We start from the raw sequence: 26,550 nt of genomic DNA on the forward strand, positions 1-26,550 counted from the left end.
GACTCCTGGAAGACTACCAGGTTGATAGGTGAGGGGTGTAAGCATGGTAACATGTTCAGCTGACTCATACTAATAAGTCGAGGGCTTGACCTAAAGATAATCACTGTGCAATTTTCAGAGAACAAATTATGTTTTCTAATAATTTCTATATATTATTTATAGAAATGAATTAAAATAAATGGTATGGTTAACATATTATTAGATAATATTAAAAAAACAAATAATCCGTAAAAGTCAACAAGTCAACAAATAAACAAATTTTTTTAGTATTATCGTCTTTATCTGGTGATTATAGTTTTAAGGGTAACACCCCTTTCCATTTCGAACAGGTAGGTTAAGCCTTAAGACGCTGATAGTACTGCATGGGAAGCTGTGTGGGAGGGTAAGTTGTCGCCAGGTAGAATAGGTCAAGGTAACTTGACCATTATGGTTCACTAGCTCAGTCGGTAGAGCACATGACTTTTAATCATGGTGTCCGGGGTTCGATTCCCCGGTGAGCCACCAAAACTCAGCATTTATGCTGAGTTTTTTTGTTGTATAGAAATTTACAGTTTTTAATTGGTTACAATATAGGATTCTAAGTTTGAAGTTTAAATAATACATTTATCAATTGAAAAACTTTTTTATTTCATCAAGGAATAGGACTTATTTAAATAAGTCATGTTTCCTTTACTAACATTATTATCATTTAATATTTGAATAACTTAAAGTTGAGAATTCTAATTAGTTTAATTGAAGATTGAAAATGAATGTAAAAATTAGATTTCCAATTTTAAAGAATGATTTTTTATTAAATTTGCAGAGCAAATTAATTGAAAACAATATAAAAACGTAGTTTTTTTAAATATTAGGAATGAAATGAGTAATATTAACCATAACTGACAATTGTAAATTTTCAATTGTCAACTGGTTCCAAATATAAATATAGTAATAAATTGTAATATCTCTAGTATCATTTGAGAAAGAGATTACTTTGAATTTTAACTTGGAACCCTATATAATATATTTTAAGTATAAAACTTAGTATATAGTATAAAACATTAGGTTAAAACTATATAATCTAAGTATTAAAGAGGGGAGTACGTTTTTTATTATGGGTAGAATAGAAAATTTGTTAAGTTTAGTAAAAGAAAGATTGGAAGATGGGGAAGAGATAATAAATTATGTAGATGGAGCTTTGGAAAGAAATATAAATGGAAAAGGTTCATTAAAAACCGGTATATTAGTTGCAACCAATAAAAAAGTAAGATTTTTAGGAAAAAGATTTTTTAAGGTATATGATGATTTCATTGAATATAAGGATATATATAATGTGGAGATCAATGAAGAAAAACTTGGATATAGAATATTTTTTCATAATAAGAAAAACTCTTGCACAATGAAGTATGTAGAAGGAAAAGACATAAAAGGATTTGTTAATTATATAAAAGATAAAAAAGGAAAAATAAAAAATAAATAGTAGGAATAAGTAGACTTTTTAAAGCATAAATATAAAATATATAAGATATATAACTATAAATAAATCTTATAGAGTATAAGAAATACTATTTAATTTATAGAATTAAATTTTAAATTTTAATATATTATAAATCTAAGTTAATATATTAAAATCACTAAATGCTTTTTTAGAATTCTTATTTTTCCTATAAGTATAGGTCTAAATAATATGATAAAGTAATCATTTTTTATAATAAGAAAGTTAAAAGTATAGGTGAATTTAAAAATAGTTATGTATTAGACCTAGTTAATATTAATAAATTATAATAAGAAATATGAAGACACTACAAGATATTTAATACTTAATATATTTAAAAATATATTGTATTAAATTAAATTTTATTATTAGAATATGTATGAATAAAAGATCCTAAGGTTTATGATGATGTAGAAGACAAAGTTAGAAAAATTATTATTAAATTTATTATTAAATTAGCCATATTAGCTATATATGAAATTGTGTTAAAATTTAGTAGGTTACTCAATAGAAGGAGATTGATCTATTTGAAATGTAGAAAGTTAACATAAGGGAGAAAGGAAGACCTTATACTCCCTTATTTAAACTTTTCAAACTAAGTAAATACATATGAGAAAATAAGCTTTAATTAAAAAATTTTTTAATAGTATTATTCTTTAAAGTTACTAAGGTTTTAATTGAGAATTTAAACTCTAAGTTTTAATCTATATTTTAAAATGGACAATGAATGTAAAAATTTGATTTTCAACTTACTTATTGCAAATATAAAAAATGGGAATAACTTGTAACTCTAGAATTATTATTTGATAAACATATTATTTAAATCTTGAACTTAGAATTGTATAAAAATTAAATATAATCTTAAAATATCACTTTTAAGTGATATTTTTTTATTTTTTAGATATAATATATTTATTTTATAAATTGAGCATAAATAGAAGTATATCATTTGATTTAAAACTTATATATAGTTTAAATATAAATAATAGTAATATATAGAAAATCTTGAATATAGCCATAAACACAGAATAAATCATGTAGATTAATGTTTAGTATATAGTTTATCAATTGATAGTAATACTAAATGAGAGTATAATAAATAAGAATTCAAGTATTATTCTAAATATTTAGAATATAAAATTAACTATATAGTTTAAGTTTTATAAAGATATGTTTTAATAAACATATACTCAAATTCCAAAAGGGGAGATTTTATTTGGAATTCTATAGTTAAATAAGATTATATTAATATATAATTTGGAACTAGTATTTTTATTATTACGAATGTAAAGATTTACATTATGAGTTATATAAATATAGTAGAATTATTATGTACTTATTTACTATTTTTAATTAGGGGGAATCAAAATGTTTAAAAAATTTACAAACGGATGTGTAAAATTGGTACAAAAATATTTACCAGATCCGTTTATTTTTGCAGCGGCACTTACTATTCTTGTATTTATTCTAGGTACAATCATTACAAAACAATCGCCTTTTGCAATGATTCAACATTGGGGAAATGGATTTTGGTCATTATTAGCATTTTCAATGCAAATGGCATTAGTATTAGTATTGGGACATGCTTTAGCAAATGCTCCAGCATTTAATAAATTGCTAAAGAAGTTAGCTAGAATTCCTAAAAATCAATTTCAAGCAATTATATTAGTTACTGTTGTTTCATTAATAGCTTGTTGGGTTAACTGGGGATTTGGTTTAGTTATAGGTGCAATATTTGCAAAAGAAATAGCTAAACAAGTTAAGAAAGTTGACTATAGACTTTTAATAGCTTCAGCTTATTCAGGATTTTTAGTTTGGCATGCTGGACTTTCAGGATCTATACCATTAACAGTATCAGGTGGTGGTGATGCGGTTAAAAAACTTACAATGGGCGTAATTGATAAACCTATACCTACAAGTCAAACACTTTTTAATCCAGCAATGATATGTATTCTAATTGTTTTACTAATAACATTACCACTTGTAAATAGAGCTATGCATCCTGGTGAAAAAGATGTAGTTGAGATTGATCCATCTTTATTAGATGAAGCTAAAGAAGAAGTTGCAAGTGTTACAGCATTAACTCCAGCAGATAAAGTGGAAAACAGTCCAGTAATATCTATAATTCTTTGTGTATTAGGATTTATATATATAATATATTACTTTATAAACAATGGTGTAAACTTAAATCTGGATATAGTAAATATGATATTTCTATTTTTAGGTATATTACTTCACAAAACACCTAAAAACTATGTGAATGCTATTGGAGAAGCAGCAAAAGGTTCAGCTGGTATAATACTTCAATTTCCATTCTATGCAGGTATAACAGGAATGATGATTGGTCAAAGTGCAGCAGGAATATCTTTAGCTGGAAGTATTTCACAAGCATTTGTTTCTATTTCTAGTAAAACTACTTTCCCACTATTTACATTCCTAAGTGCTGGTATAGTTAATTTCTTTGTTCCTTCAGGTGGTGGTCAATGGGCAGTTCAAGCACCTATAATGCTTCCAGCAGGACAAGCATTAGGAGTTTCACCAGCAGTAACTTGTATGGCAATTGCATGGGGAGATGCATGGACTAATATGATACAACCATTCTGGGCATTACCAGCATTGGGTATAGCAGGATTAGGAGCTAAAGATATAATGGGATATTGTCTAGTTGATTTATTGTATTCAGGAGTTATAATAACTTTGGGATTCTTGCTTTGTGCATTTATATAAATATATAAGTTATAAATTTTATGTAATAAAAGTGATTAGTGTTAGTACTAGTCACTTTTTTTAGTACATATAATTTGAAAAGTAAAAAGAGGATAATGCTAAATTAATATAGAATTATAGCATAATAAGATATTAAAAGGAGAATAGGAGAATAAAATGTTTAAAAAAAGTAATTTAAAAAAAATTTCATTATTAATTTTGACAGTATTCTTACTTAATATGACAAGTATATTAAGTGTTTATGGAATAGATGAAAATACTGTTATCAAAGAAAATAATATAGTTAATAAAGAAATAAAAATGGAAGCTTTAACTTTAAAGGTTGGAGAAAATTTAGATCTAAATTATTACATGCATGAAAAAATTCAAGGATTGAAATGGGAAACTTCTGATAAGAATGTAATATCATTAAATGAAAATGGAATAATAGAGGCTAAAAACAATGGAACGGCAAATGTATATGCAATTAGTAGTAAAGCACGATATAAGTTTTTAATTATAGTTAGCAATGAGTTCAAAGCTAAAAAGTACTATAGTAATTTAATAGAAAGAAAAAATCCAGATGATAAGTATAGGGTTTTTATAGATCCAGGACATGGAGGAATTGACCCAGGAACAACAGGACCAACAGGACTTAAAGAAAAAGACGTTACATTAGATATATCTAAAAGAGTTCTAAAAAGACTTGAGGAAAATGATAAAATAATTGCTAAGTGTAGTAGAACTACTGATGTTGAATTTGATAAAGATGAAGATAAAGATTTACACATTAGATCTAAAATGGCTAATGATTTTAATGCTGATGTATGTGTATGTGTACATGTAAATTCTTTTGGAAATCCAGAAGTTAATGGTACAGAAACATATTATTATGAATCATATAATGATACGGATATTGGATCAATACAAAGCAAAAAATTAGCTCAATATGTGCATAATAATTTGATAAATAATTTAAAATCAAATGATAGAAAGTTAAAAGAAGGTAATAATTTAGTGCTTATTAATTCTACCAATATGCCTTCAATTTTATCAGAAATAGATTTTATAAGTAACCCTGAAATTGAAAATAAAATGAGAAGTGAAGAATATAAGGAAAGTGTAGCTAATTCTATTTATGTGGGAATATTAGAATATTTAAATATAGATAATGAAAAGCATATAAGTGTAGAAAATGTTAAGTTAAATAAACATGAACTTACATTAAAAAAGGGACAATCAGAAAAATTATCACTTACAATAGAACCAAGCAATGCTACAGATAAAAAAATAAGATGGAGCACTAGTAACAAAGATGTAGCAATGGTAGATCAAAGTGGAAATATAACTGCAATTAGCAAAGGAACAGCTATAATAAAAGCAATATCTGAGGATAGTCAATGCGAAGATAGTTTAAATTTAAAAGTAACTGACGATATAGTTGCACAAAGAATTTCAGGATTAAATAGATATAAAACTAATTATGAGATTAGTAAAAAAGGTTGGAAAGATGGAGAATCAGAATATGTAGTAATAGCTAGTGGAGAAGATTATGCAGATGCACTATGTGCAGTACCATTAGCTTCTCAATATAAAGCACCAGTATTATTAAGTCAAAAAGATTCTATAAGTAATGAATTAATAAATGAGATAAAAAGATTGGGAGCAAAAAAGGCTTTTATCATTGGTGAAAAAGGTGCGATATCAAAAAAAGTAGAGGATGAAATTGCAAAAAATAATTTAGAAATTGAAAGATTAGGTGGTAAGAGTAGATATGAAACATCTATTTTAGTAGCTAAAAAAGTAAACAACAATGGAATAGCTACTGTAGTTACAGGAAATAATTATCCAGATGCTGTATCAATAGCTTCAATAGCTGCAAGCTTAAAGAGTCCTGTAATTTTAACAAATAAGGATTATTTGCCAAATGAAGTTAAAAATTATATGGATATTGAAAAGTTTAATAAAACATATGTAATAGGTGGAGAAGGTGCAGTTTCTTTAAATGTAGAAAAACAATTATCAAATACTAAAAGGATTTCAGGAAAAAATAGATATGAAACCAATAGAAATATTATAAATGAATTTCAGGAGTATATAGATTATAATGATGTGTATTTAGCTATCGGTAGTAATTATCCAGATGCATTATCTTGTAGTGCATTAGCAGGTAAAAATAGAAATGCTGTAATGCTAACAGATGGAAATACAAACAATTTTGAACTAAAGAATTTTATTGAAAGTAAAAAAAGTGATATATCTGAAGTATTTGTTATAGGTACAGATAAATTAATAAGTAATGAGTATTTATTAAGAAATGGATTAAATATAAATTAAAGTATAAATTAAATTTTGATGAATAAGTTTAACTTATTCATCAAAATTTTATTAGCTTTAAAATAATATAAAATTTTTTTAAATTTAATTAAAAACTTTGCATTAAAAAAGTTTTTAAATTATAATTTTAAGGAGAGTGTTTTTATAGAAAAAGGAAGAAGGAGGAGATTTTTTGAAAATACTAAGCAATAATATTAGGAAAATTAAAAAATTATCAGCACTAATTTTAATTTTCATTTTTATGAGCTTTTCATTTATGCCAACAGTTACATTTGCTATGGAAAATGATATATATAACTTTGAAAGTGAAATATTAAAGTATGATGGTAATTATAGTGCTGAAATAGAAGCACTAGGATTACAAGTTGGAGAAACATCTGACTTAAATCGTTACATTGACGAAAATATAGTATCAAGGTGGTTAACATCTGATAAAAATATAGTATCAGTCAATGATAAAGGTATAGCAGAAGCAAAAAATAATGGTATGGCAACTGTATATGGTATATCAGAAGGTGTAAATTATGTATTTACTTTAATTGTAAAAGATTTTAATAATCCAATAACATATTATAGTAATGAGGTAAAAAGTGATTTAGAAACTCTAAAAAATGGAGGGAAATATAAAGTCTTTATAGATCCAGGTCATGGTGGAAGAGATCCTGGCGCTATAGGACCAACAGGTCTTACAGAAAAAGAAGTAGTATTGGATGTAGGATTAAGAGTAATAAGGAAATTAGAAGCTAACAGCAATATAGAAGTTAAAGCTAGTAGAACAACAGATGTTGCAATAGGACCAGATTTATTATCAGATTTAGGTGGAAGAACAAATATGGCAAATGCATTTGGTGCAGATGTATTTGTATCTATACATGCAAATTCAGCAACACCAGCTGCAATTGGAACAGAAACTTATAGCTACATAGAAGCTAATGATGGAAATGTAAGCAAAAATTTTGCATCTAAAGTTCAAAATAATTTAATAAAAAATTTGGGAACAGTAAATAGAGGTGTAAGAGAAGCTGACTTTTTTGTTTTAAGAGAAAGTAGTATGCCTGCAATTTTGGCAGAGTTAGAATTTATAAGTAATCCATCTGCTGAAGCAAGAATGAAAACAAGTGAATTTAGACAAGCTGCAGCAAACTCAATATATGATGGAATAATACAACATTTAGGGGTAAGCAATACTCCAGTTACAAAAGTTACAGGAGTAAATTTAGATAAAGCTAGTACAGTTTTAATTAATGGAAATACACAAAAATTAGTATCTACTGTAGTACCTTCAAATGCAACTAATAAAGAAGTAACATGGACAAGTAGTAATACAGCAGTTGCAACTGTAGATTCAAATGGAAATGTAAAGGCAATATCTGAAGGAACAGCTGTTATATCAGTAACAACTAAAGATGGAGGATTTGTAGCTAAAAGTAATGTAAAAGTTATGGATCCTATAAGTGGAAATAGAATTCATGGATTAACTAGATATGAAACAGCCTACGAAATTAGTAAAAAAGGTTGGAAGGATAATGAAGGAAAATATGTAGTTTTAGCTAGTGGAGAAGACTATCCAGATGCATTATGTGCTGTACCATTAGCAACTAAGTATAATGCACCAATATTACTTACTAGAAAAGACACATTAGATACAAAATTAGTAGATGAACTTAAAAGACTTGGTACATCTAAGATATTTATAGTAGGTGGATCAGGTGTTATAAGTGAAAATATACAAAATCAACTAAATAAACTTAATATAACTACAGAGAGAATAGGTGGAATAAATAGATATGAAACATCTATCTTAGTAGCAAAACATATAGATCATAGAGGTGTCATAGCTGTAGCAACAGGGGAAGATTATCCAGATGCACTATCTATAGCATCAATAGCAGCGGGATCTAATATGCCAATAATATTAACACCTAAAGATAGTATGTTAGATGAAACTAGAAATTATATAAATGATGAGAAATTCCATAGAACATATATAATTGGTGGAGATGGTGTTGTATCTAACAATGTACAATCACAAGTACCTAATCCAAAGAGAATTTCTGGATTAGATAGATATGAAACAAATCAAAAGGTAGTTGAAGAATTCTATTATGATATAAACTTTAAAAATGTTTATGTAGCAGTAGGAAACAATTATCCAGATGCATTATCTGTAGCAGCCTTAGCTGGAAAAAATGGAAATGCAGTTATCTTAGCAAACTCAGTATCAAGTAATACAGCTATTTCTGATTCTATAGGAAATGGATATAAGTATATAGAAAATCTATCTATATTAGGATCTAAAAGCATAATAAGCGATGAATATCTAAATATGAATGGAATAGTTGTTAAATAAATCAAGAGATTTAAAAGGCATAAATTAATTTTATGCCTTTTAATTTTTAGAAATTTAATAAATTTTATTGAGTAGTACAAACAATTATTGGACACAATAACTTTAATAAGGAGGTAGAGACTTATGAAGTACATAGTGTCAATAATAATTGCTTGTTTAATGCTAAATATGAATGTTTTAGCATTAGATGAAAATGAAAAAAATCCAACTGTGGAAGTTAATCCACCTAGACTTGTAAATGCTCAGCCATATAATCAAAGTGTAATATCAAAAAATATAAATTATACTAATGATTATATAGATGTTGATATTAAAATTCCCATTATAAAATATGGAAATAAAATAACAGAAAAAAGTATGAACAAAGAATTATCTAAAGAGATTTTAGAGTTAGAGGAAAAGTTAAATAAGGAAGCTAAAGAAAATTATACAGCTCAAAAGGATGGAGAATTTAGAAAATATTCTTTTAAAACAGATTTTCAGGTTGAATATGAAAATAGAAATATAATAAGTATTATAGAAAATATATATTATTATACTGGCGGAGCTCATGATATGATTCTTAAAAATTCATATAATTTTGATATGAATACTGGAAATTTAATATATTTAAAAGATCTTTTTAAAAATGATGTAGACTATAGAAAAATTATAGTAGATGAAGTAAAGGAAGAAATAAATAAAGAACCAGGATTATATTATGATAATGTTGCATCATCAATTAATGGAATACCTATAAATCAAAGGTTTTATTTAACTAAAGATGGAATTATAATATATTATGACTTATATGATATTGCACCATATGTATCAGGTATTAGAGAATTTACAATACCATATTCAAAAGTAAAAGATATGTTAAAAGAAGATATAAGTGTGAAGGTTGATAATGTTATGATAAATAAAAATGAAGAAATTAAAGTGGAAGATAATATAAATGAATATATATACTATCCTCAAATGGAGAACTTGAAAAATCCTATAATACAAAATAAAATTAATACAATAATTAAAAATGATATTAAGGATTTTATCAATAAAAGTAAAAATAGCTTAAATGGTTCTAAAATAGGGGTATCTGTATACAACATAGATTACTTTTTGAATGATAATATAATAAGCTTAGATTTAACGTATTCAGCAAATGATGGAACAGTTACAAATTATATATTATATGATAAAGGATATAATTTAGATTTAACTACTGGTGAAAATTATAAATTAAAAGATGTATTTAAGGATAACTTTGATTATGTCACTAATATAAACAATATAATTAAAAAAGAAATAGAGAAAAACAACTCTAATTCTGAATATAAATATGATTATAATTTTAAAAGCATAAAAGAAAATCAAGAGTATTATATATATAGGGGCAATCTAGTAGTCATGTTTGAAGCTGGAGAAATATTGTCAAAGGATTTTGGAAATGTAAAATTTTATATACCAATGAGTATATTTGATAATAATGTAAATCCAGTATTTAAAGAAAAGTAGATAAGTAAATATTAAAATTATATAAAGAATTAAATAAAAAAAGATATTTTCTTGGACTAGAAAATATCTTTTTCTATTTAATTTTTAAAAAAATTATCTTTCAAATGATGATAGTAGCAATAAATTTTACAATATGTTAAATAAAATTGTAAAATAAATGAATAGTTTAAAAACATTTAGTGTTAAGAAAATATTAATAAAAAAAGAAATATTACAAAAATTGTAAAACGTGATATAATTGAACTAAATTATACAAGGAGGAGTAATAAATGTATAAATTTTCAAATTCAATTTTTATCCCAAGTAAGTTAGAAAATGTATTCTCAGTTTTTAGTGAATTAAGATTTTTGTGTGTCATTTGGGATTATATTATAAATATAGAATTAATAACAGAAGGAAAAATTAATGAGGGAAGTAAAATAAAATTTATAATGTTGAATGATAGTAATAAAATAAAAAATACTGCAGAAGTTATAGAGTTTTTGCCTAATAAAGCATTAGGTATTATTAGTAAAAAAGCAGGTACAGAAGTTATATACAGATACTCATTTGTTGAAAAAAATGGTGGTACTGAAATTCAATATTTAGAGGAAGTAAATCTTGAAAATTATCAGCAAGATTTAGCAGAACAAATTTTTGAGATAATAAAAGAAGAAGATTATACACAATTAGAAAAAATTAGAGATTATTTTTATGGATTTGATAATAATGTAATTAATGGTTAATAAACTAATATTTTAAATAAAATGTAACAATATTTGCTATAAAATAATATTATATAAGTGAATTAATTTATTTTATGGAGGAATATATGCAAAATAGGAGTCCGGAAAATATAATTGGTCCAGATGTAAATGAATATAGAGGCAACATAGATTATAAATTATTAGCAACAAAAACACCATATGCTTATGCAAGAGCATCAGGATCAGGAACTGGTAGATTTAGAATAGATAGAAAATTTATTGACTATGTAAAAGGATTTAAAACAGTAGGCATAATAAGTGGAGGATATCATTACGCTGTGCCATCATATGATTTGACTACAGCAGATAGACAATGTGATGATTTTATTGGTGCATTAGAAGATGCTTATGGCATTGGAAATTATGGTGAATTATTTCCAGTTATAGACATAGAAACTCCTATAGATAAGTCAATTTCTACAGATGCTCTTCTAGATTGGGTTGATAGATTTAGAAAGAGATTTGAAAGAAAAACTAGAAGGGTTTTAATGATCTATACAGGTGCTTTTTTTATAGACTTATATAATAATTTTTATCACTCTAAAAAAGGATATATATTATCTGATATGCCATTATGGATAGCTATGTATCCTGAAATGCCAGGAAATCCTCTTTACCCTAAAGATCAAGGTGGATGGACAAGATGGACAATATGGCAATTTACTCAAACTGGAAATATAAGTGGTGTAAATCCACCAGTGGATTTAAACTATGGTCCTAAAAATTTAGACTATTTAGTACAACCTAGAAATGTTACAGGATTAAAAGCATATCATCAAAATAACAATATATATGTTTCTTGGAACAAGAACACAGATGAAGATTTAAATGGATACAATATATTCTTGAATTCAGAATATGTAGGCAGTGCTGGAAAGAATGCAACAAAATTCACTATAAAATTAAGCCAACCATTTAATTCTAAAGCTACTTATCAAGTAACAGTTGAAGCTTTTGATCAAAGTGGAGATTTTTCTAAAGAAAGAGCAAAAGTATTAGTACAAAATAGAAGTGAAATAACTTCTTATGATTTACCTAATGAAAATAAAGAAATAGAAAAAGAAAATCATAGTGATATAAGAAAATCAAATTATTTTAATTCAAAGCCAAATGAACATTTTGAAGCATATTATGATGAAGATGATGATTTATATTACTATCCTGTTAAAATTCATCATCCATATGAATATGATAATAAAACACAAATGAGAGGACATTCAGATGGATTAGTTTACAAATATAAGTTAAAGGATGAAAAAAATTTAGACGAAATATTTGAAGAAAATCAAATAGAAGAAGAATATAATTATAGTGATAATGAAGATTTAAATAGTGAAATAGATGATATAAAAAATACAAATTATAATGTATTAGAAAGAGAAATAGACAATGATTTAGCAAGGACTTATAGTTATAAATTAAGAAAAGATGGCGATGAAGAAAAATTAAGTGATGATTATTGTGAATATGATTATATGTACACTAATAGTGAAAATTCAAGATACAAAAATAAATTTAGAAGTGATTTTGAAGAATTAAACTATGGAAAAGATTTCTATAGCAATAAAGATGAAAATAAAGGAAAGAAAAATCATAAGAAAAAACATAAAAAGCATAAATAATTAAAAAATAAAAGGTTATTTTAGAAATGAATAACCTTTTATTCTATTTTAAGCAAAGATAAAAAAATAAGAGGAGATTTTATAAAAGTATAGAATTTATAATATTAATGTACAAATTAGGAGGAGAGTTATGGAAAGAGTAGAAAAATTAAAAAAAAGAAGTGAAGTTGAAAGTAAATACAAATGGAATGTAGAAGAAATGTATGAAAGTGATGAAAAATGGGAAGAAGATTTTCAAAAAGCTAAAAAACTTTGTCCAGAACTTTTAAATTATAAAGGTAAACTAAAAAATGGTGAAGTGTTATTAGAGTACTTAAATAAATTTGTAGATACATCTATATTAGTAGAGAATTTATATGTTTATGCACATTTAAGAAATGATGAAGATCAAACTAATTCTAAATATCAATCAATTTTAGATAAGATAAAAAGTTATTATTCAGAGTTTTCCAGCATAATATCTTTTTTTGTTCCAGAAGTATTAACTTTTTCAAAAGAGGAATTAGATGGAGTAATAAAAAAAGTAGATGGATTAGAATTGTATAGAAAGTTCCTTGAAGATATACTAGAGGAAAAGCCACATGTATTAAGTGATAAGGAAGAAAAGATTTTAGCATCAGTTAGTAATTGTTTAGATGCACCATATAATACTTTCAGTATGCTTACAAATGCTGACATGGTTTTTGGAACTATAAAAGATGAAGATGGAAAAGATGTAGAGCTTACTGCTGGTAATTACTCAGTTTATATTAAGAGCAAAAATAGAGATGTTAGAAAAAGTGCATTTAAATTGTTATTTGAGACATATGGAAAATTTAAAAATACATTAGCATCAACTTATACTGCTGCAAATAAAAATTTTATATTTATGTCAAAGTCTAGAAACTATAAATCAGCACTTGAAAGCTCATTAAAGCCTAATAAAATACCATTAGAGGTGTATCATAATGTAGTTGATACAGTTAATAAAAATTTATCTGTACTACATAAATATGTAGCACTTAAGAAGAAATTATTGAAGTTAGATGAAATTCACATGTATGATTTATATGTTCCAAATATAGATGCACCTAAGTTTAATATAAGTTATAATGAAGCTGTAGATTTATGTGTAGAGGCTTTAAATCCATTAGGTAAGGAATATTTAGATATATTTAGAAGTGGTATAAAAAATGGATGGGTAGATGTTTATGAAAATAAAGGAAAAAGAAGTGGAGCATACTCTAGTGGAAGTTATACAAGTATGCCATATGTGCTTTTAAACTATAGTAATCAAGTTAATGATGCATCAACATTAGCACATGAGATGGGACACTCTATACATTCATATTATTCAAGAAGTAACCAACCATATATATACTCAGATTATGTATTATTCTGTGCTGAGGTTGCATCTATAACTAATGAATGTTTATTTATGAATTATCTAATAAGCAATGAAAAAGATAAAATGAAAAAATTATACTTAATAAATGAAGAGTTGGAAAGCATACGTACAACTGTGTTTAGACAAACAATGTTTGCAGAATTTGAACTTATAACACATGAAAAAATAGAAAATGGAGAAAGTTTGGTATCAGAAGATTTATGTAAAATTTATCATGATTTAAATCAAAAATATTTTGGACCAGAAATGATTGTAGATGAAGAAATAGATATGGAATGGGCAAGAATCCCACATTTTTATAGTGATTTTTATGTTTATCAATATGTAACAGGATTTGCAGCAGCAAACTCATTCTACAGTATGATATTAAATGGAACAGAAAAAGATGTAGAAAGATACAAAGATTTCTTAAAAGCAGGTTGTAGTGATTATCCAATAAATATACTAAAAAAAGCGGGAGTAGATATGGCTACACCAAAACCTCTTGAGGATACTATAGAAAGATTTGAAAAATTATTAGAAGAATTAGAAAAAGAAATACAAGATTAGAAAAGAAAGCGACTAAACTAGTAAAATGTTTAGTCGCTTTTTTTAGTATTTCTTTTTCAAAAAGCTAAGCTTTGTTTCAGTAATTATTATAGCAATAAATATTAATAGGCAACCTAGAATCATATTTAAACTAAATTTATCTTTAAAAATAATTATAGATAAAATGGAACCAAACACACTTTCAAGTGAAAGTATTATAGCTGCATGAGATGCTGTTGTATACTTTTGAGCAATATTTTGAATTATAAAACATAACATAGTGCTAAAAATCACCAAGTATAAAATTGAAGGCATAACTTTAATACTTAGAGTTGGTTTAGGTTCAAAGATAATTGCAACAATAAATGATAATATACTTGCAGTTATAAATTGAACTATTGTAAGACTAAGTGGTTCAGTTTTTTTTGCATATATATCAGTTGCAATGATTTGAGCAGCAAACCCAATACCACATAAAAGTGTTAAAATATCACCAAAATTGATGTTTATATCCTTTTGAAGTGTTAACATACCAATACCTATTATACAAATAAAAGCACCTATAAGAGCATATTTGTCAGGTTTATATTTAAATATAAGCCAATTAAAAAATGGAACTAGTAATACATATGTTGCAGTTAAAAAAGCACTTTTACTAGCTGTTGTATATACAATTCCAACAGTTTGAAGAGCAAACCCCAAAAACATAAAAAAGCCTATAATAATACCTTGAAATATAGAGTTTTTATTTAAATGTTTTAAGTACTTAAAAAATAATATTACCATAAATAACGATGCCAAAGAAAATCTTAATGTCATTTGATAAAATGGTGATATTAAATTTACAGAATCTTTAACTGCAATAAAACCGCCACCCCATATAATAGCAACAATTAGAAGAGCAATATCAGAAATTAAAGCTTTATTTTTTGATATTTTCATAACAACATATCCTTTCTGTAATAATAAAAAATGTTAAGTTTTAGGGAAATATTAAAAAATAGCAAATAATAAGTCAAAATATATATTCTACAAAAAAGAATTAATTCCTTTAAAATAAATAAAATTCAATATTTTTTGATTTTATAGAAAATTATATGGATAAAATTTAGAAAATATTATATAATTATAGTAGAAATGTAAAAATTGCTTAGGGGGACTGTAATGGATATTAATAGTGAAACATTTTATTTATATCAGATAGCAGAAGTAAACTTACCGAAGAAAAGAATGTCAATTTCTAATTTAAATGCAAAGGATTACAAGTTTGTAAATGAAAAGTGTATAGATGAAAATATACATAGGATAACTAAGAGTTTCAAAGAAAATGATATTAAATTAGAAAAGGATATTCCTATTATTGAAAAGGGAGATATAATTTTACCATTAAAGCAAGACTTCAGATCAACAAAATTATCTATAGCACTAGTACAAGAAAATAGCATAATGCTTTCAGATAATTTTGCTATAATTAAAGCAAAGGAAAAAAGTAGTAGTGAAAAAATATTATCTTTATTTGAAAATGAATTTGTAATATCACAAATAAAGCCACTATATACAGGAAAGGATTATTTTAACATAACAATAAATGAAATAAATAACATACAAATACCTATAGAATTTATTAATGACTAATAGTATTTTAAAACATATAAATTTATTATTTTAAATTGTATTAAAATAGATGGTGTTACACCATCTGTTTTTTTGCAATTTATAAGACTTATTCAGATTTATTTGGCTTTTTATGATATAATAATTTATTATATGGATATAATTTGTATTGGTATGCTTTAAAATTTACTACGAGGAGTGATAAAATGGAGGAAAATATAGAAACATGCAATTGTGTAGAAATACATAAAGATATAGTAGAATCAGTAAAAAATAACATTCCTATGGAAGATACATTAAATAGATTATCTGAATTATTTAAAGCACTAGGCGACATGACTAGAATAAAAATAATTTATGTATTGTTTCAAAAAGAAATGTGTGTATGCGACATTGCAGAAACATTAGAAATGACACAATCAGCTATATCTCATCAGTTAAGAGTATTAAAAAGTGCAAGGCTTGTAAAGTTTAGAAAAGATGGAAAAGTGGTTTATTATTCATTAGATGATGATCATGTAAAATACATCTTTGATAAAGCTTTAATGCACGTAAATGAATAATTATTATAGGAGTAATATATTATAATGAGAGAATATTTACCAGTTATATGTGGGGGATTTACGGCTTTAGTTTGGTTAAAATATTTATATAACAGTCTAAAAGAAAGTAAAGATAAAAAATACATACTATACATGATATTAACAGTACTTATACCAATAGCATTAATACCTCAAATTAGAGAAAATACAGAAAGAAAAAATATTATGATTTTTGTTATTACTATGAATGTGGTAGCAATTATAGTATTTAATCTTATAAGAAGCTTTAAAAAACATTATAAAGAAGCAAAAGAATTATATGATAATAAAAGTAAATAGATTTAAATAAAAAAACTCAGTATTAACTGAGTTTTTAATTATTAGCAACATCTTCAAGTTCAAGATCTAAATCTAGTAATTGATAAGCTTTTGAACTTTTTATATTATTATCATTAAAAATACGATCATAACAATAAGAAATTATATCACTTCTTTTTATAATTCCTATAAATATATTAGAATCATCAACTACAGGAACAAAATTTTGAGATTTTGCTGCAATAATTAAATTTTCTATATTTGAGTTTATTGAAACAGCCTTTGCTTGAACATGTCTAGGCACATCTTTTATTAATATTTTTTCAGTATTTTTCAAATTAATATCAGGGTCATTCTTTATTTTCCAAAGAATATCACCTTCCGTTAAAGTTCCAATATATTTTCCTTTATCATCTACTAGTGGAATAGCAGTATATCTATGATATTCCATACGTTCCATGGCTCTACGTAATGTAGAAGTTATTTTTTCATGGACTACTTGACTTTTTGGAGTAAGAAAAAAAGCAATATTCATGAAATCATCCTCCAACTAATATAATATACTTAAATTTTATTTAACTCCCTATATAATATATTATACCATTTAATGTGGCATTTTGGTTACAAAACAAATAAATAAACAATATTATCATGTTTTGAAATAACATTGTTTACTTATATTAACATTAGTAAGAAGATAGTATATGTAAATGTAAAGAGACACATTTTATAATTTATAATAAATTCATATGACTTATAATAATGATAGCCCTTATAACAACGACTATTTAAGCTATCTCTTATTAAAGGCCAACGCTTAAGTGTGTTTGAAAACAGAAGACCAGCAAGTTTTCCCATATTGAAAAGTTGACTTTTAAAAGAGTTAAAGCCATTTCTAGATTTCATTGCAGTATATATACTAGAAGCTTCATCATTAATTAATAATATATATGTTTCCATACCTTTGGCAATATCACATATGTCTCTTAAAGAATCAAATTTAGATAATAATCCAATAATATGATCAAGTGGAGTAGTAAGTGCCAAATATGATATACATAATCCACCGGATATACCTTTTAATACTATAACTACTATATATTCAATATTATAAATAAAAATAAATGTGATTGATGATAATATAGCAAAACTAAAAGTTGTAAGAGCAAATTTAAAAACTATACTTCTAGGATTATTGGCAATGATATGTAATATTAAAAAAACAATTATATTTATAGCTATAGGGAGAGGTTTATTACAAAAACCAACTAAAATCATTGGAAAAAGGCATAGACACAGTTTCTCAACTGGATGCCTATGACTTTCTTTACTAATTTTAGAATAAGCTATTATTGTTTTGAGCATTTAGATTTCTTTCCTATATAATAACCAATAAATCCTGCACCAATAGCTGCTTGTAATGAGAATAATAATGTTTCAATTTCACCTGATGGTGGTTCCCAAAAGCTACTAGCCCAAGGTTCATAGCTACTATCAATTTCTGAAATAACTTCTTCCATTTGATCATCTCCACCAACAAACTCACTTCTAGAACCATAATAAACAAGCGGTCCAGCTACAAGAAGAACACACAGTAAAACAAGTATTATAATATTTTTTTTCTTCATATTACATCATCTCCTCTAAAGTTTGTAATTCGTTTTTAGAATGATTAGCTAAGAACTCAAAAACTATAACAGTAAATATTCCTTCTATTATTGCAAGCGGAACTTGAGTAACTGCAAATATAGAGAAGAATTTTGTAAATGCAGCTAATACATTTCCACCAGAGTGACATAACGCCATTTGAATAGAAGTTATTAAGTATGTAGATAAATCACCTAAAAATGCTGCTAAGAAAATAGCTAATTTTTTATTTTTTTTCTTTAATAATTTATATATAAAGAATGAAACAAAAGGACCAACTATTCCCATTGAAAATACGTTTGCACCTAATGTTGTTAGACCACCATGAGCAAGTAATAATGCTTGGAATAGTAAAACTAAAGTACCAATAACACTCATAGCAAATGGTCCGAAAATTAAAGCACCAAGAGCTGTACCAGTAGCATGAGAACTACTTCCTGAAACAGATGGTAATTTAAGTGCTGATAAAATAAAACAAAATGCAGCAACTAAAGCAAGTAACATTTTTAAATCTTTATTAGTGCTAGTTTTTTTCTTAATACTTTTAATTCCTACTATAACAAATGGAATTGAAAGTGCAAAATAAACTGCACACCACATAGGACTTAAAAAACCTTCAGCTATGTGCATTCCAAAGGCTGTGCTAGGCACTAAAAGTAAAAGAAATAGTGTTAAAAACATAAAAGTTTTCTTTCTCATAAAAAATACCCCCTTATAAATATGAATTAAATGTTATAATTTCAATAAAATTACAGCAAGAAGCACACAAAAATAATTACTATAATTTTATAAAATACTATAGTATAAAAAAATGGGAGTTAAGAGGGAATGGACTTTGAGGTAAAACCTAATAACTCCCTAAAAATAAACAAAATTAAATTTTATATTTCAAAAGTTTCAAATGCATGTAAGTACTTATCAATATCTTCTTCAGTATGTTTAACTGATAAGAACATAGCTTCAAATTGAGAAGGTGCAACATATATTCCATTCTCTAGTAAATGAAGATAGTATTTATTAAATAATTCAGTGTTGCAAGTTTTAGCATCTTCATAATTTCTAACTTCATCTAAATCAGTAAAGAATACAGTCATCATAGCACCGCATCTATTTATAGTTAATGGAATGTTCTTTTCTTTAGCTATTTTAATCATTCCAGCTTCTAATTTTTTACCTAATTTTTCAAGGTGAGTGTAGTACTCTGGGTGATTATAAAGTTTAGTAACTGCTGCAAGTCCAGCTGCCATAACTACTGGGTTTCCAGACATTGTTCCAGCTTGGTAAACAGGACCAACTGGAGAAAGTTTCTCCATAATTTCTTTTCTTCCACCATATGCACCACAAGGTAGTCCACCACCCATAATTTTTGCATAAGTTACTATATCTGGAGTTACATCAAATAATGTTTGAGCGCCTTTATAAGCAACTCTAAATCCACACATAACCTCATCAAATATTAATAATGAACCATGTTTTCTACAAAGTCTTTCAAGTTCTTTCATAAATTCAGGTGAAGCTTTTATAACACCCATGTTTCCAGCTACTGGCTCAAGAATGACACCAGCAATATCATCACCATACTTTGTAAATATTTCAGTTATACTTTCAATGCTATTATAAGTAGCTATTAAAGTATTTTTTATGCTATCAGTAGGAACACCGGCACTTCCAGGAATCCCTTCAGTCATTACTCCAGAACCAGCACTAACTAAAAAGTCATCAAAGTGACCGTGGTAGCAACCAGCAAATTTTATTATTTTATTCTTTTTAGTATAACCTCTAGCAAGTCTAACAGCACTCATAGTAGCTTCAGTACCAGAGTTAACCATTCTAATTAAATCTATGTTATCTAGAGTTGTACACAAATGTTTTGCAAGTTTTAACTCTAAATCTGTTGGTGCTCCAAAAGCAATAGATTTAGATACTGTATCTTGTATAGCATTTATAATATCTGGATCATTGTGACCAAGTAGCATTGGACCCCATGCCCCTATAAAATCTACATATGTATTTCCATCTTCATCAGTAATAGTTCCGCCATTACCAGTTTTTATTACTGGTGGAGTTATTCCCATATTTGTTAATGCTCTAACAGGACTGTTAACTCCGCCTGGTATGTATTTTTTTGATTCCTCAAAAATTTCAGTGCTTTTTTGTAAATTCATGATAAATCCTCCCGTGTTTAATTGATATTATTTAAACATCAATATGTATTTAAAATAATATAAGTTTTATTGTAACCTATATGCTTTTCTTTATAATTATACATTATTAAGTGCAAATGATAAAAAAATACAAAAATTTTTATGTGTTAATTTTTATCAGAGAAAATTTTACTTATTATATATAGTGCTTCTTCTCCATTACCATTTAAAGTTTCTTCCTTTAAAACTTCAATTGCTTTATTAACATAAGCATTACTAGTACTTTTTATTAAAGTTTCTACTAATTTATCATTGTCTTTAGTAAACTTTTTTTGCTTGTAAGTTTTAAACCGTGGGTTATAAATATTAGAACTATACTCAACCATTTTCATAATATGTGGAGATAGACTTCTAAGTTTATACCAATTTAAATATTCATACATATGAGTCTTTATAATATCATAATGTTCATTCATAATATTTTTTCTTAAAGTTTTGTTTTTTTCATCTATAAGATGAATCATATCAATATCATATAATTTGATATGAGATAAATTATCTATAGCGGTATCAATATCTCTAGGAACAGCAAGGTCAAAAATTAGAAGTTCATTTAAATTTTCAACATCACTTTTATGTACTACAAACTCTTTAGATGATGTACAACTAATTAAAACATCTATAAAGTTTAAGTAAGTATTTTTACTTTTAATATCTATTACTTCTATTTTAGAATTAATGTCTTGTAGAAGCATATCATTTTTAACTTTTTCAACATTTCTACAAGCTATGTAAAGTTTATCATAATTATTTTCATTACCTGTAAGAGTTTTAAAACATAGCTTTCCAACATCTCCAAATCCAATAATCATAAAATTACGTTTATTACTGCTAATAGCTTCTTTAATGGCAATTGAAGAAGAAGAAACAGGTATTTTATACAATGCTGTTTTTGTTCTAAATTCTTTTCCACAAGATATAGCAGTTAAAAATAATCTACCAAGTTCACCTTTTATAGTGTTAAGTTCTAATGATTTAAAATAAGAATCTCTTACTTGACCTAAAATTTGATCTTCACCTAAGATTTTAGAATGAAAACCAGAACAAAGTTCCATTATATGACGAACAGTATTTTCACCAGTAGATATAAAAGTATATTTTTTATCATCTAAGTTCCAATCTAACGTTCTAAATATGTTGTCTAATAAAAGATCATCATTTTTTTCACAAGAATTAAAATAAATTTCTGTTCTATTACATGTTGATAGTATTATAACTTCATCGAGAAAAATATTTAATTTTAGTAAGTAATTTTCAAGTTCAGAAGAATTAATACTAAATCTACTACGTATATCTAAAGATACATCTTTATTTAATCCTATTACTCTAAACATTTGTGAATCATCTCCCAAATAGTATTGTAAGATTCAAGTTACTTATAATAAAATAACTTAAAATCTAAAGGAGAAACAAACTGCAAAGGCAGAAGTCTGTTTCTATAATCTTAATTAATTATAATATATTTATGAAAAAACAAAAAAACTCACCAAAGTGTGAGTTTATATAAGCAAGCATTAAGATTCAATAAACGACACTTTTCTTCCGCCCGAAGTTGTGTGATAGAATTTACGGCAGGTCTCCTGACTTACGGGTCACTCTCCTTTTACCTTCCCAAGTAAAACTTACTCAGTGGTCAAAATTTGTCTCCGTTACAGTAGCGGGGGCTGTAGTGGATTTGCACCACTTTCCCTATTAAACTATAAATTTAGTACCATAAATAGTATAACCATATTAAATTTTAAATAAAATTTTTTGTCAAGGAAAGTATAACATATAATATTAGAAAATAAAAGATAGTATAAGGAAAAAAATATTAAATTGTAAAATAGTTTTAAATTTTAAGTTTAATTCAAAAATTAGAAAAATATATTGAAAAATTAACTAATAAATAAAAAATAATTTATTTGTTTTTGTATTTTAAATTAAGATATAAATATTTATGATATAATTAATTATATGTAAAAATATAGTAAAAACAATAAAGTATAAAAGGTTTATATAGAGATTACGATATTTTAAGTAAAGAAGATGAACTAATACTTTATAATCACCATAGCTTATTAAGAGTCTACATGACATAAAGTTCCATAACTAAAATTATCTAAATTTTTAATAAATGGGGTGAAAGTATGATAAATAAAATTATCAAAAAAGGAAAAAATGTTTATATAAAAAAACCAAAATTTAATGAGCTTAACTATATAAAAACTTTATGGAATGATAAAGAAACCATGGGTGATGTTGGTGGAGTTATAAATTTTGATGAGGAAAGATGGATATCATGGTATGAGAGAATGATATATCCAGGTGACAATAAGAATTTTTACACCCTTATATATAATTTTCAAGACATGCCTGTAGGGGAAGTTAGTTTTCATGGGTATGATGATGAATTAAAAAGTGCAGACTTAAATGTAAAAATACAAAGTAATTTTAGGCGAAGAGGATATGGAGTTGAAGCAATAAATTTAATATTAGATTATTACTTCAATGAATTTGGTGGAGAAGTTATTTTTGACAATGTAATGAATATAAAAGGAATTGAAGCACTAAAAAAAGTAGGATTTTCAATAGTAGAAGAAAAAGAAAATGAAGTTTTATTTAGAATGACTAAAGAAGAATTTAATGCAATGAAAATAGATAAAAGTTAGAAAAATATAGTATTATTCTATTAGTTAAACTTATGAAAAGGAGAATTGAAGGAATGAAATTATTTTTTATGTCAGATATTCATGGATCATTAAAATACGCAAAATTAGGAGTAGATGCATTTATAAAAGAGAATGCTGATTATATGGTTATTTTAGGAGATGTTTTATATCATGGCCCAAGAAATCCATTGCCAGAAGAATATAATCCAAAAGAAGTTGCAAATCTTATAAATAAATATAAAAATAAAATTATAGGTGTAAGAGGAAATTGCGATGCAGATGTAGACCAAATGCTTTTAGAATATCCTTGCATGATGGATTACAATGTGATTCTAGCTGATAATAAGAGAGTGTTTATAACACATGGGCACATATACAGTGAAAAAAATATGCTGAACATAGCTGAAGGCGATGTATTAATATACGGACATACTCATATACCAGTAGCTAAAAAGGAAAATGATATTTATGTAATCAATCCAGGTTCAATATCTTATCCAAAAGAAAATAATCCGCATAGCTATGGAATATTAGAAGACAATGTTTTTTATATAAAAGATATATGTGGTAATGTAATAAAATCTATAGAACTTTAAAAATTTAAGGTATAGTACTAAAATTAATAATTAACGATAAAACTGAAGTATCAGTTTTAAAAATAAATCTTTATAATAATTTGTGGAACAAATTAGTTAAAAACTATGATTAGTAAGAATACTATAATGGGGAATTTATTCTCCAAAATAAACTTTTTATGGATAAATATTATATTAATTTTATTTGAAACACAAATAAAACATTGTAGCGAGGATTTCAATCCCCGGGGATATCCACCATCATTGTTAATTGATAAATGTTAATTGTTAATTGGTTTCAATCATGATAATAAAATAAACTGTAAGATTAATATTATCATTTGATAAAGATGTGATTTAAAATTTGATATTGGAACCCTATAGTGTGTTACTTGACAGGTTTTCCATTTAATTTTATAATCAAAACGTAAATAATTAAAATAATAACAATGTAATATTGTGTTTAGGTGCTTATACATAAGTGAAAAGGGAATATGGTTAAATTCCATAGCAGCCCCCGCTACTGTAATTGATGACGAGTCTTAAAAAACCACTTATTTTGAGATAAATAGGGAAGGATAAGACAAGGATGACTCATGAGCCAGGAGACCTGCCTAAATTAGAAAAGCTTTCGGAGGGAAAGAACTATTTAGTATATAATTTATTTAATTATACAAATAGATATGCCCTTTATGGCATATCTATTTATTTTATGCAAAATATTGAAAATGCATTTTAAATTTTCAATATTTATACTAAATTTAGTGTATTTAAAATTTAAATACTAAAAATAGAAAATTCTCAGTATTAGAAAGGATGTTTAATCATGGCAAAAATAATGGTTCAAGGAACGGCATCTTCCGTTGGAAAAAGCATATTAGTAACAGCACTTTGTAGAATATTAACTCAAGATGGATATAAGGTATGTCCATATAAATCTCAGAATATGTCTTTAAATTCATACATAACTTTAGATGGTAAAGAAATGGGACGAGCACAAGTCCTTCAAGCATATGCATGTGGATTAGAACCAGAAGCATATATGAATCCAATACTTTTAAAGCCAACTAGTGACAAAAAATGTCAAATAATAGTTAATGGTGAAGTTTATGGAAATAGTACTGCGATGGAATATCATAATATGAAACTTCAATTTAGAGATATGTTAAAAAGAGATTTTGAAAAATTAGAAAAAGAGTTTGATGTTATAGTTATGGAGGGGGCAGGTAGTCCAGCAGAAATAAATTTAAGAGATAGAGATATAGTTAATATGGGAATGGCAGAACTTGTAGATGCCCCAGTATTATTAGTTGGAGATATAGATAAAGGTGGAGTATTTGCATCATTAGTTGGAACTTTAGTGCTTTTAAAAGATGATGAAAAAGAAAGAGTAAAAGGTACAATTATAAATAAATTCAGAGGTGATGTGGATATACTAAAACCAGGTATAGATATGCTTGAAGATATATCTAAAAAAGATTGTATAGGCGTTGTACCACATTTTAGATTAGCTTTAGAAGATGAAGATGGAGCTGTTGAGTTAAATAAAGAAATAACAGACAAAATAGATATAGCAGTTATAAAATTACCTAGAATATCAAATTTTACAGATATAGATGCTTTAAAAATTGAGGAAGATGTATCAGTAAGATTTATAGAGTCTGTAGATGATTTTAAAAATCCAGATTTACTAATTATACCAGGAAGTAAAAACACAATAGAAGATTTAAATGCTCTAAAAAAGAGTGGGCTTTTTGATAGAATAAAAGAATATAGCAAAACTGGTGAAGTTGTAGGAATTTGTGGTGGATATCAGATGTTAGGTAAAAAAATTAATGATCCTAACAGAGTAGAAAGTGAAAACCTACAAACAGAGGGATTAGGTCTTTTAGATGTTGAAACTACTTTTGAAGATAAAAAAGTTACAACTAGAGTTGAAGGACATGTAATAGATAAGAATAATTTTATAACAGATAGAGAAAAAATAAATGTATATGGATATGAAATACATATGGGCGTTACAAAATTAGGTGAAAATGCAAATCCTTTATTTGAAATAACAAGTGAGAATGAAGAGAAATGTAGTCATGTAGATGGTGTTATAAATAATGAGAAAAATGTTATAGGTACATATTTACATGGAGTTTTTGATAATGTAGATTTTAGAGAAGTTATAGTAAATAAATTAAGAAGTAAAAAAGGAATAGAATGTAAAGAATCTTCTACATATGAAAATTTAAGAGAAGAAGAATTAAATAAATTAGCAGATATAGTTCGTGCATCTTTAGATATGGAAAAAGTATATAAAATTATGGGACTAAAATAATGTCCTAGTTATAGTTAGGTGTGATA

The 26,550-nt window shown here is 26.0% G+C and carries 20 protein-coding genes, 1 tRNA gene, 2 rRNA genes, 1 pseudogene and 2 riboswitches; of the genes and pseudogenes, 17 read left to right on the forward strand and 7 right to left on the reverse strand.

What is annotated here, in order from left to right:
* From AC07E4_RS02255 to pepF, 11 genes and pseudogenes are all read left to right on the forward strand, one after another.
* Positions 1 to 93 (forward strand): 23S ribosomal RNA (locus AC07E4_RS02255); the annotation flags it as partial.
* A 188-nt stretch (positions 94 to 281) separates the two neighbouring features.
* Positions 282 to 399, forward strand: a 5S ribosomal RNA gene (rrf, locus tag AC07E4_RS02260).
* A 29-nt stretch (positions 400 to 428) separates the two neighbouring features.
* A tRNA-Lys gene (locus tag AC07E4_RS02265) sits at positions 429 to 504 on the forward strand.
* A gap of 589 nt (positions 505 to 1,093) precedes the next feature.
* A complete protein-coding gene (locus AC07E4_RS02270) occupies positions 1,094 to 1,459 on the forward strand; it encodes a PH domain-containing protein (RefSeq protein WP_034440105.1) in 366 nt (121 codons plus the stop codon).
* Between the two features lie 1,383 nt (positions 1,460 to 2,842).
* Positions 2,843 to 4,201 (forward strand): TIGR00366 family protein, encoded by a 1,359-nt coding sequence (locus tag AC07E4_RS02275; protein ID WP_034440107.1) that lies wholly within the window; start codon positions 2,843 to 2,845, stop codon positions 4,199 to 4,201.
* A gap of 156 nt (positions 4,202 to 4,357) precedes the next feature.
* Positions 4,358 to 6,517, forward strand: a complete 2,160-nt coding sequence (locus AC07E4_RS02280) for a cell wall-binding repeat-containing protein (protein WP_430830669.1) — start codon at positions 4,358 to 4,360, stop codon at positions 6,515 to 6,517.
* Between the two features lie 172 nt (positions 6,518 to 6,689).
* Positions 6,690 to 8,867, forward strand: a complete 2,178-nt coding sequence (locus AC07E4_RS02285; protein WP_478215637.1) for a cell wall-binding repeat-containing protein — start codon at positions 6,690 to 6,692, stop codon at positions 8,865 to 8,867.
* Between the two features lie 123 nt (positions 8,868 to 8,990).
* Complete coding sequence (locus AC07E4_RS02290) at positions 8,991 to 10,364, forward strand: DUF3298 domain-containing protein (RefSeq protein WP_478215638.1); 1,374 nt, start codon at positions 8,991 to 8,993, stop codon at positions 10,362 to 10,364.
* A 269-nt stretch (positions 10,365 to 10,633) separates the two neighbouring features.
* Positions 10,634 to 11,089: a hypothetical protein gene (locus AC07E4_RS02295; protein ID WP_430830671.1), complete on the forward strand. Its 456-nt coding sequence runs from the start codon at positions 10,634 to 10,636 to the stop codon at positions 11,087 to 11,089.
* A gap of 86 nt (positions 11,090 to 11,175) precedes the next feature.
* Positions 11,176 to 12,111, forward strand: a pseudogene (locus AC07E4_RS02300) (glycoside hydrolase family 25 protein); the annotation flags it as partial.
* A 751-nt stretch (positions 12,112 to 12,862) separates the two neighbouring features.
* Positions 12,863 to 14,668, forward strand: coding sequence for an oligoendopeptidase F (gene pepF / locus AC07E4_RS02305; RefSeq protein ID WP_430830672.1), 1,806 nt, complete (start codon positions 12,863 to 12,865; stop codon positions 14,666 to 14,668).
* Between the two features lie 42 nt (positions 14,669 to 14,710).
* Here pepF and AC07E4_RS02310 read toward each other — a convergent pair whose 3' ends face one another.
* A complete protein-coding gene (locus AC07E4_RS02310) occupies positions 14,711 to 15,589 on the reverse strand; it encodes a DMT family transporter (RefSeq protein ID WP_034440113.1) in 879 nt (292 codons plus the stop codon).
* 222 nt (positions 15,590 to 15,811) lie between these two features.
* Between AC07E4_RS02310 and AC07E4_RS02315 the strand changes: the two genes are divergently transcribed.
* From AC07E4_RS02315 to AC07E4_RS02325, 3 genes are all read left to right on the forward strand, one after another.
* On the forward strand, positions 15,812 to 16,282 hold the full coding sequence (locus AC07E4_RS02315; protein ID WP_034440114.1) for a hypothetical protein: 471 nt from the start codon (positions 15,812 to 15,814) through the stop codon (positions 16,280 to 16,282).
* A 185-nt stretch (positions 16,283 to 16,467) separates the two neighbouring features.
* A complete protein-coding gene (locus tag AC07E4_RS02320; RefSeq protein WP_034440116.1) occupies positions 16,468 to 16,824 on the forward strand; it encodes an ArsR/SmtB family transcription factor in 357 nt (118 codons plus the stop codon).
* 24 nt (positions 16,825 to 16,848) lie between these two features.
* Positions 16,849 to 17,142 (forward strand): hypothetical protein, encoded by a 294-nt coding sequence (locus AC07E4_RS02325; RefSeq protein ID WP_034440118.1) that lies wholly within the window; start codon positions 16,849 to 16,851, stop codon positions 17,140 to 17,142.
* Between the two features lie 34 nt (positions 17,143 to 17,176).
* Here the strand turns inward: AC07E4_RS02325 and AC07E4_RS02330 are convergent, their stop codons facing one another.
* From AC07E4_RS02330 to hemA, 6 genes are all read right to left on the reverse strand, one after another.
* Positions 17,177 to 17,656, reverse strand: a complete 480-nt coding sequence (locus AC07E4_RS02330) for a CBS domain-containing protein (RefSeq protein ID WP_034440120.1) — start codon at positions 17,654 to 17,656, stop codon at positions 17,177 to 17,179.
* Between the two features lie 140 nt (positions 17,657 to 17,796).
* On the reverse strand, positions 17,797 to 18,486 hold the full coding sequence (locus tag AC07E4_RS02335) for a CbiQ family ECF transporter T component (protein WP_034440122.1): 690 nt from the start codon (positions 18,484 to 18,486) through the stop codon (positions 17,797 to 17,799).
* Positions 18,471 to 18,749: an energy-coupling factor ABC transporter substrate-binding protein gene (locus AC07E4_RS02340; protein WP_034440124.1), complete on the reverse strand. Its 279-nt coding sequence runs from the start codon at positions 18,747 to 18,749 to the stop codon at positions 18,471 to 18,473. The genes AC07E4_RS02335 and AC07E4_RS02340 overlap by 16 nt, the downstream gene beginning before the upstream one ends.
* Before the next feature lies 1 nt (position 18,750).
* A complete protein-coding gene (locus tag AC07E4_RS02345; protein WP_034440126.1) occupies positions 18,751 to 19,467 on the reverse strand; it encodes an energy-coupling factor ABC transporter permease in 717 nt (238 codons plus the stop codon).
* Between the two features lie 182 nt (positions 19,468 to 19,649).
* Entirely contained in the window at positions 19,650 to 20,933 is a 1,284-nt protein-coding gene (gene hemL, locus AC07E4_RS02350) for a glutamate-1-semialdehyde 2,1-aminomutase (RefSeq protein WP_034440128.1), read from the reverse strand.
* Positions 20,934 to 21,079: 146 nt separating this feature from the next.
* On the reverse strand, positions 21,080 to 22,306 hold the full coding sequence (gene hemA / locus AC07E4_RS02355) for a glutamyl-tRNA reductase (protein ID WP_034440130.1): 1,227 nt from the start codon (positions 22,304 to 22,306) through the stop codon (positions 21,080 to 21,082).
* A gap of 219 nt (positions 22,307 to 22,525) precedes the next feature.
* A riboswitch (cobalamin riboswitch) is annotated at positions 22,526 to 22,703 on the reverse strand.
* 398 nt (positions 22,704 to 23,101) lie between these two features.
* Between hemA and AC07E4_RS02360 the strand changes: the two genes are divergently transcribed.
* The 3 genes from AC07E4_RS02360 to AC07E4_RS02370 all read left to right on the forward strand — a co-directional run bounded on the left by AC07E4_RS02360 (position 23,102) and on the right by AC07E4_RS02370 (position 26,524).
* The gene (locus AC07E4_RS02360; protein ID WP_478215639.1) at positions 23,102 to 23,623 is read left to right on the forward strand and encodes a GNAT family N-acetyltransferase; all 522 of its coding nucleotides are present in this window, start codon (positions 23,102 to 23,104) and stop codon (positions 23,621 to 23,623) included.
* 53 nt (positions 23,624 to 23,676) lie between these two features.
* The gene (gene yfcE / locus AC07E4_RS02365) at positions 23,677 to 24,219 is read left to right on the forward strand and encodes a phosphodiesterase (protein ID WP_478215640.1); all 543 of its coding nucleotides are present in this window, start codon (positions 23,677 to 23,679) and stop codon (positions 24,217 to 24,219) included.
* A gap of 427 nt (positions 24,220 to 24,646) precedes the next feature.
* A riboswitch (cobalamin riboswitch) is annotated at positions 24,647 to 24,830 on the forward strand.
* A gap of 194 nt (positions 24,831 to 25,024) precedes the next feature.
* Positions 25,025 to 26,524: a cobyric acid synthase gene (locus AC07E4_RS02370; RefSeq protein ID WP_034440134.1), complete on the forward strand. Its 1,500-nt coding sequence runs from the start codon at positions 25,025 to 25,027 to the stop codon at positions 26,522 to 26,524.
* The last annotated feature ends 26 nt before the right edge of the window (positions 26,525 to 26,550 follow it).

This window comes from Clostridium amazonense (genome assembly GCF_056431285.1).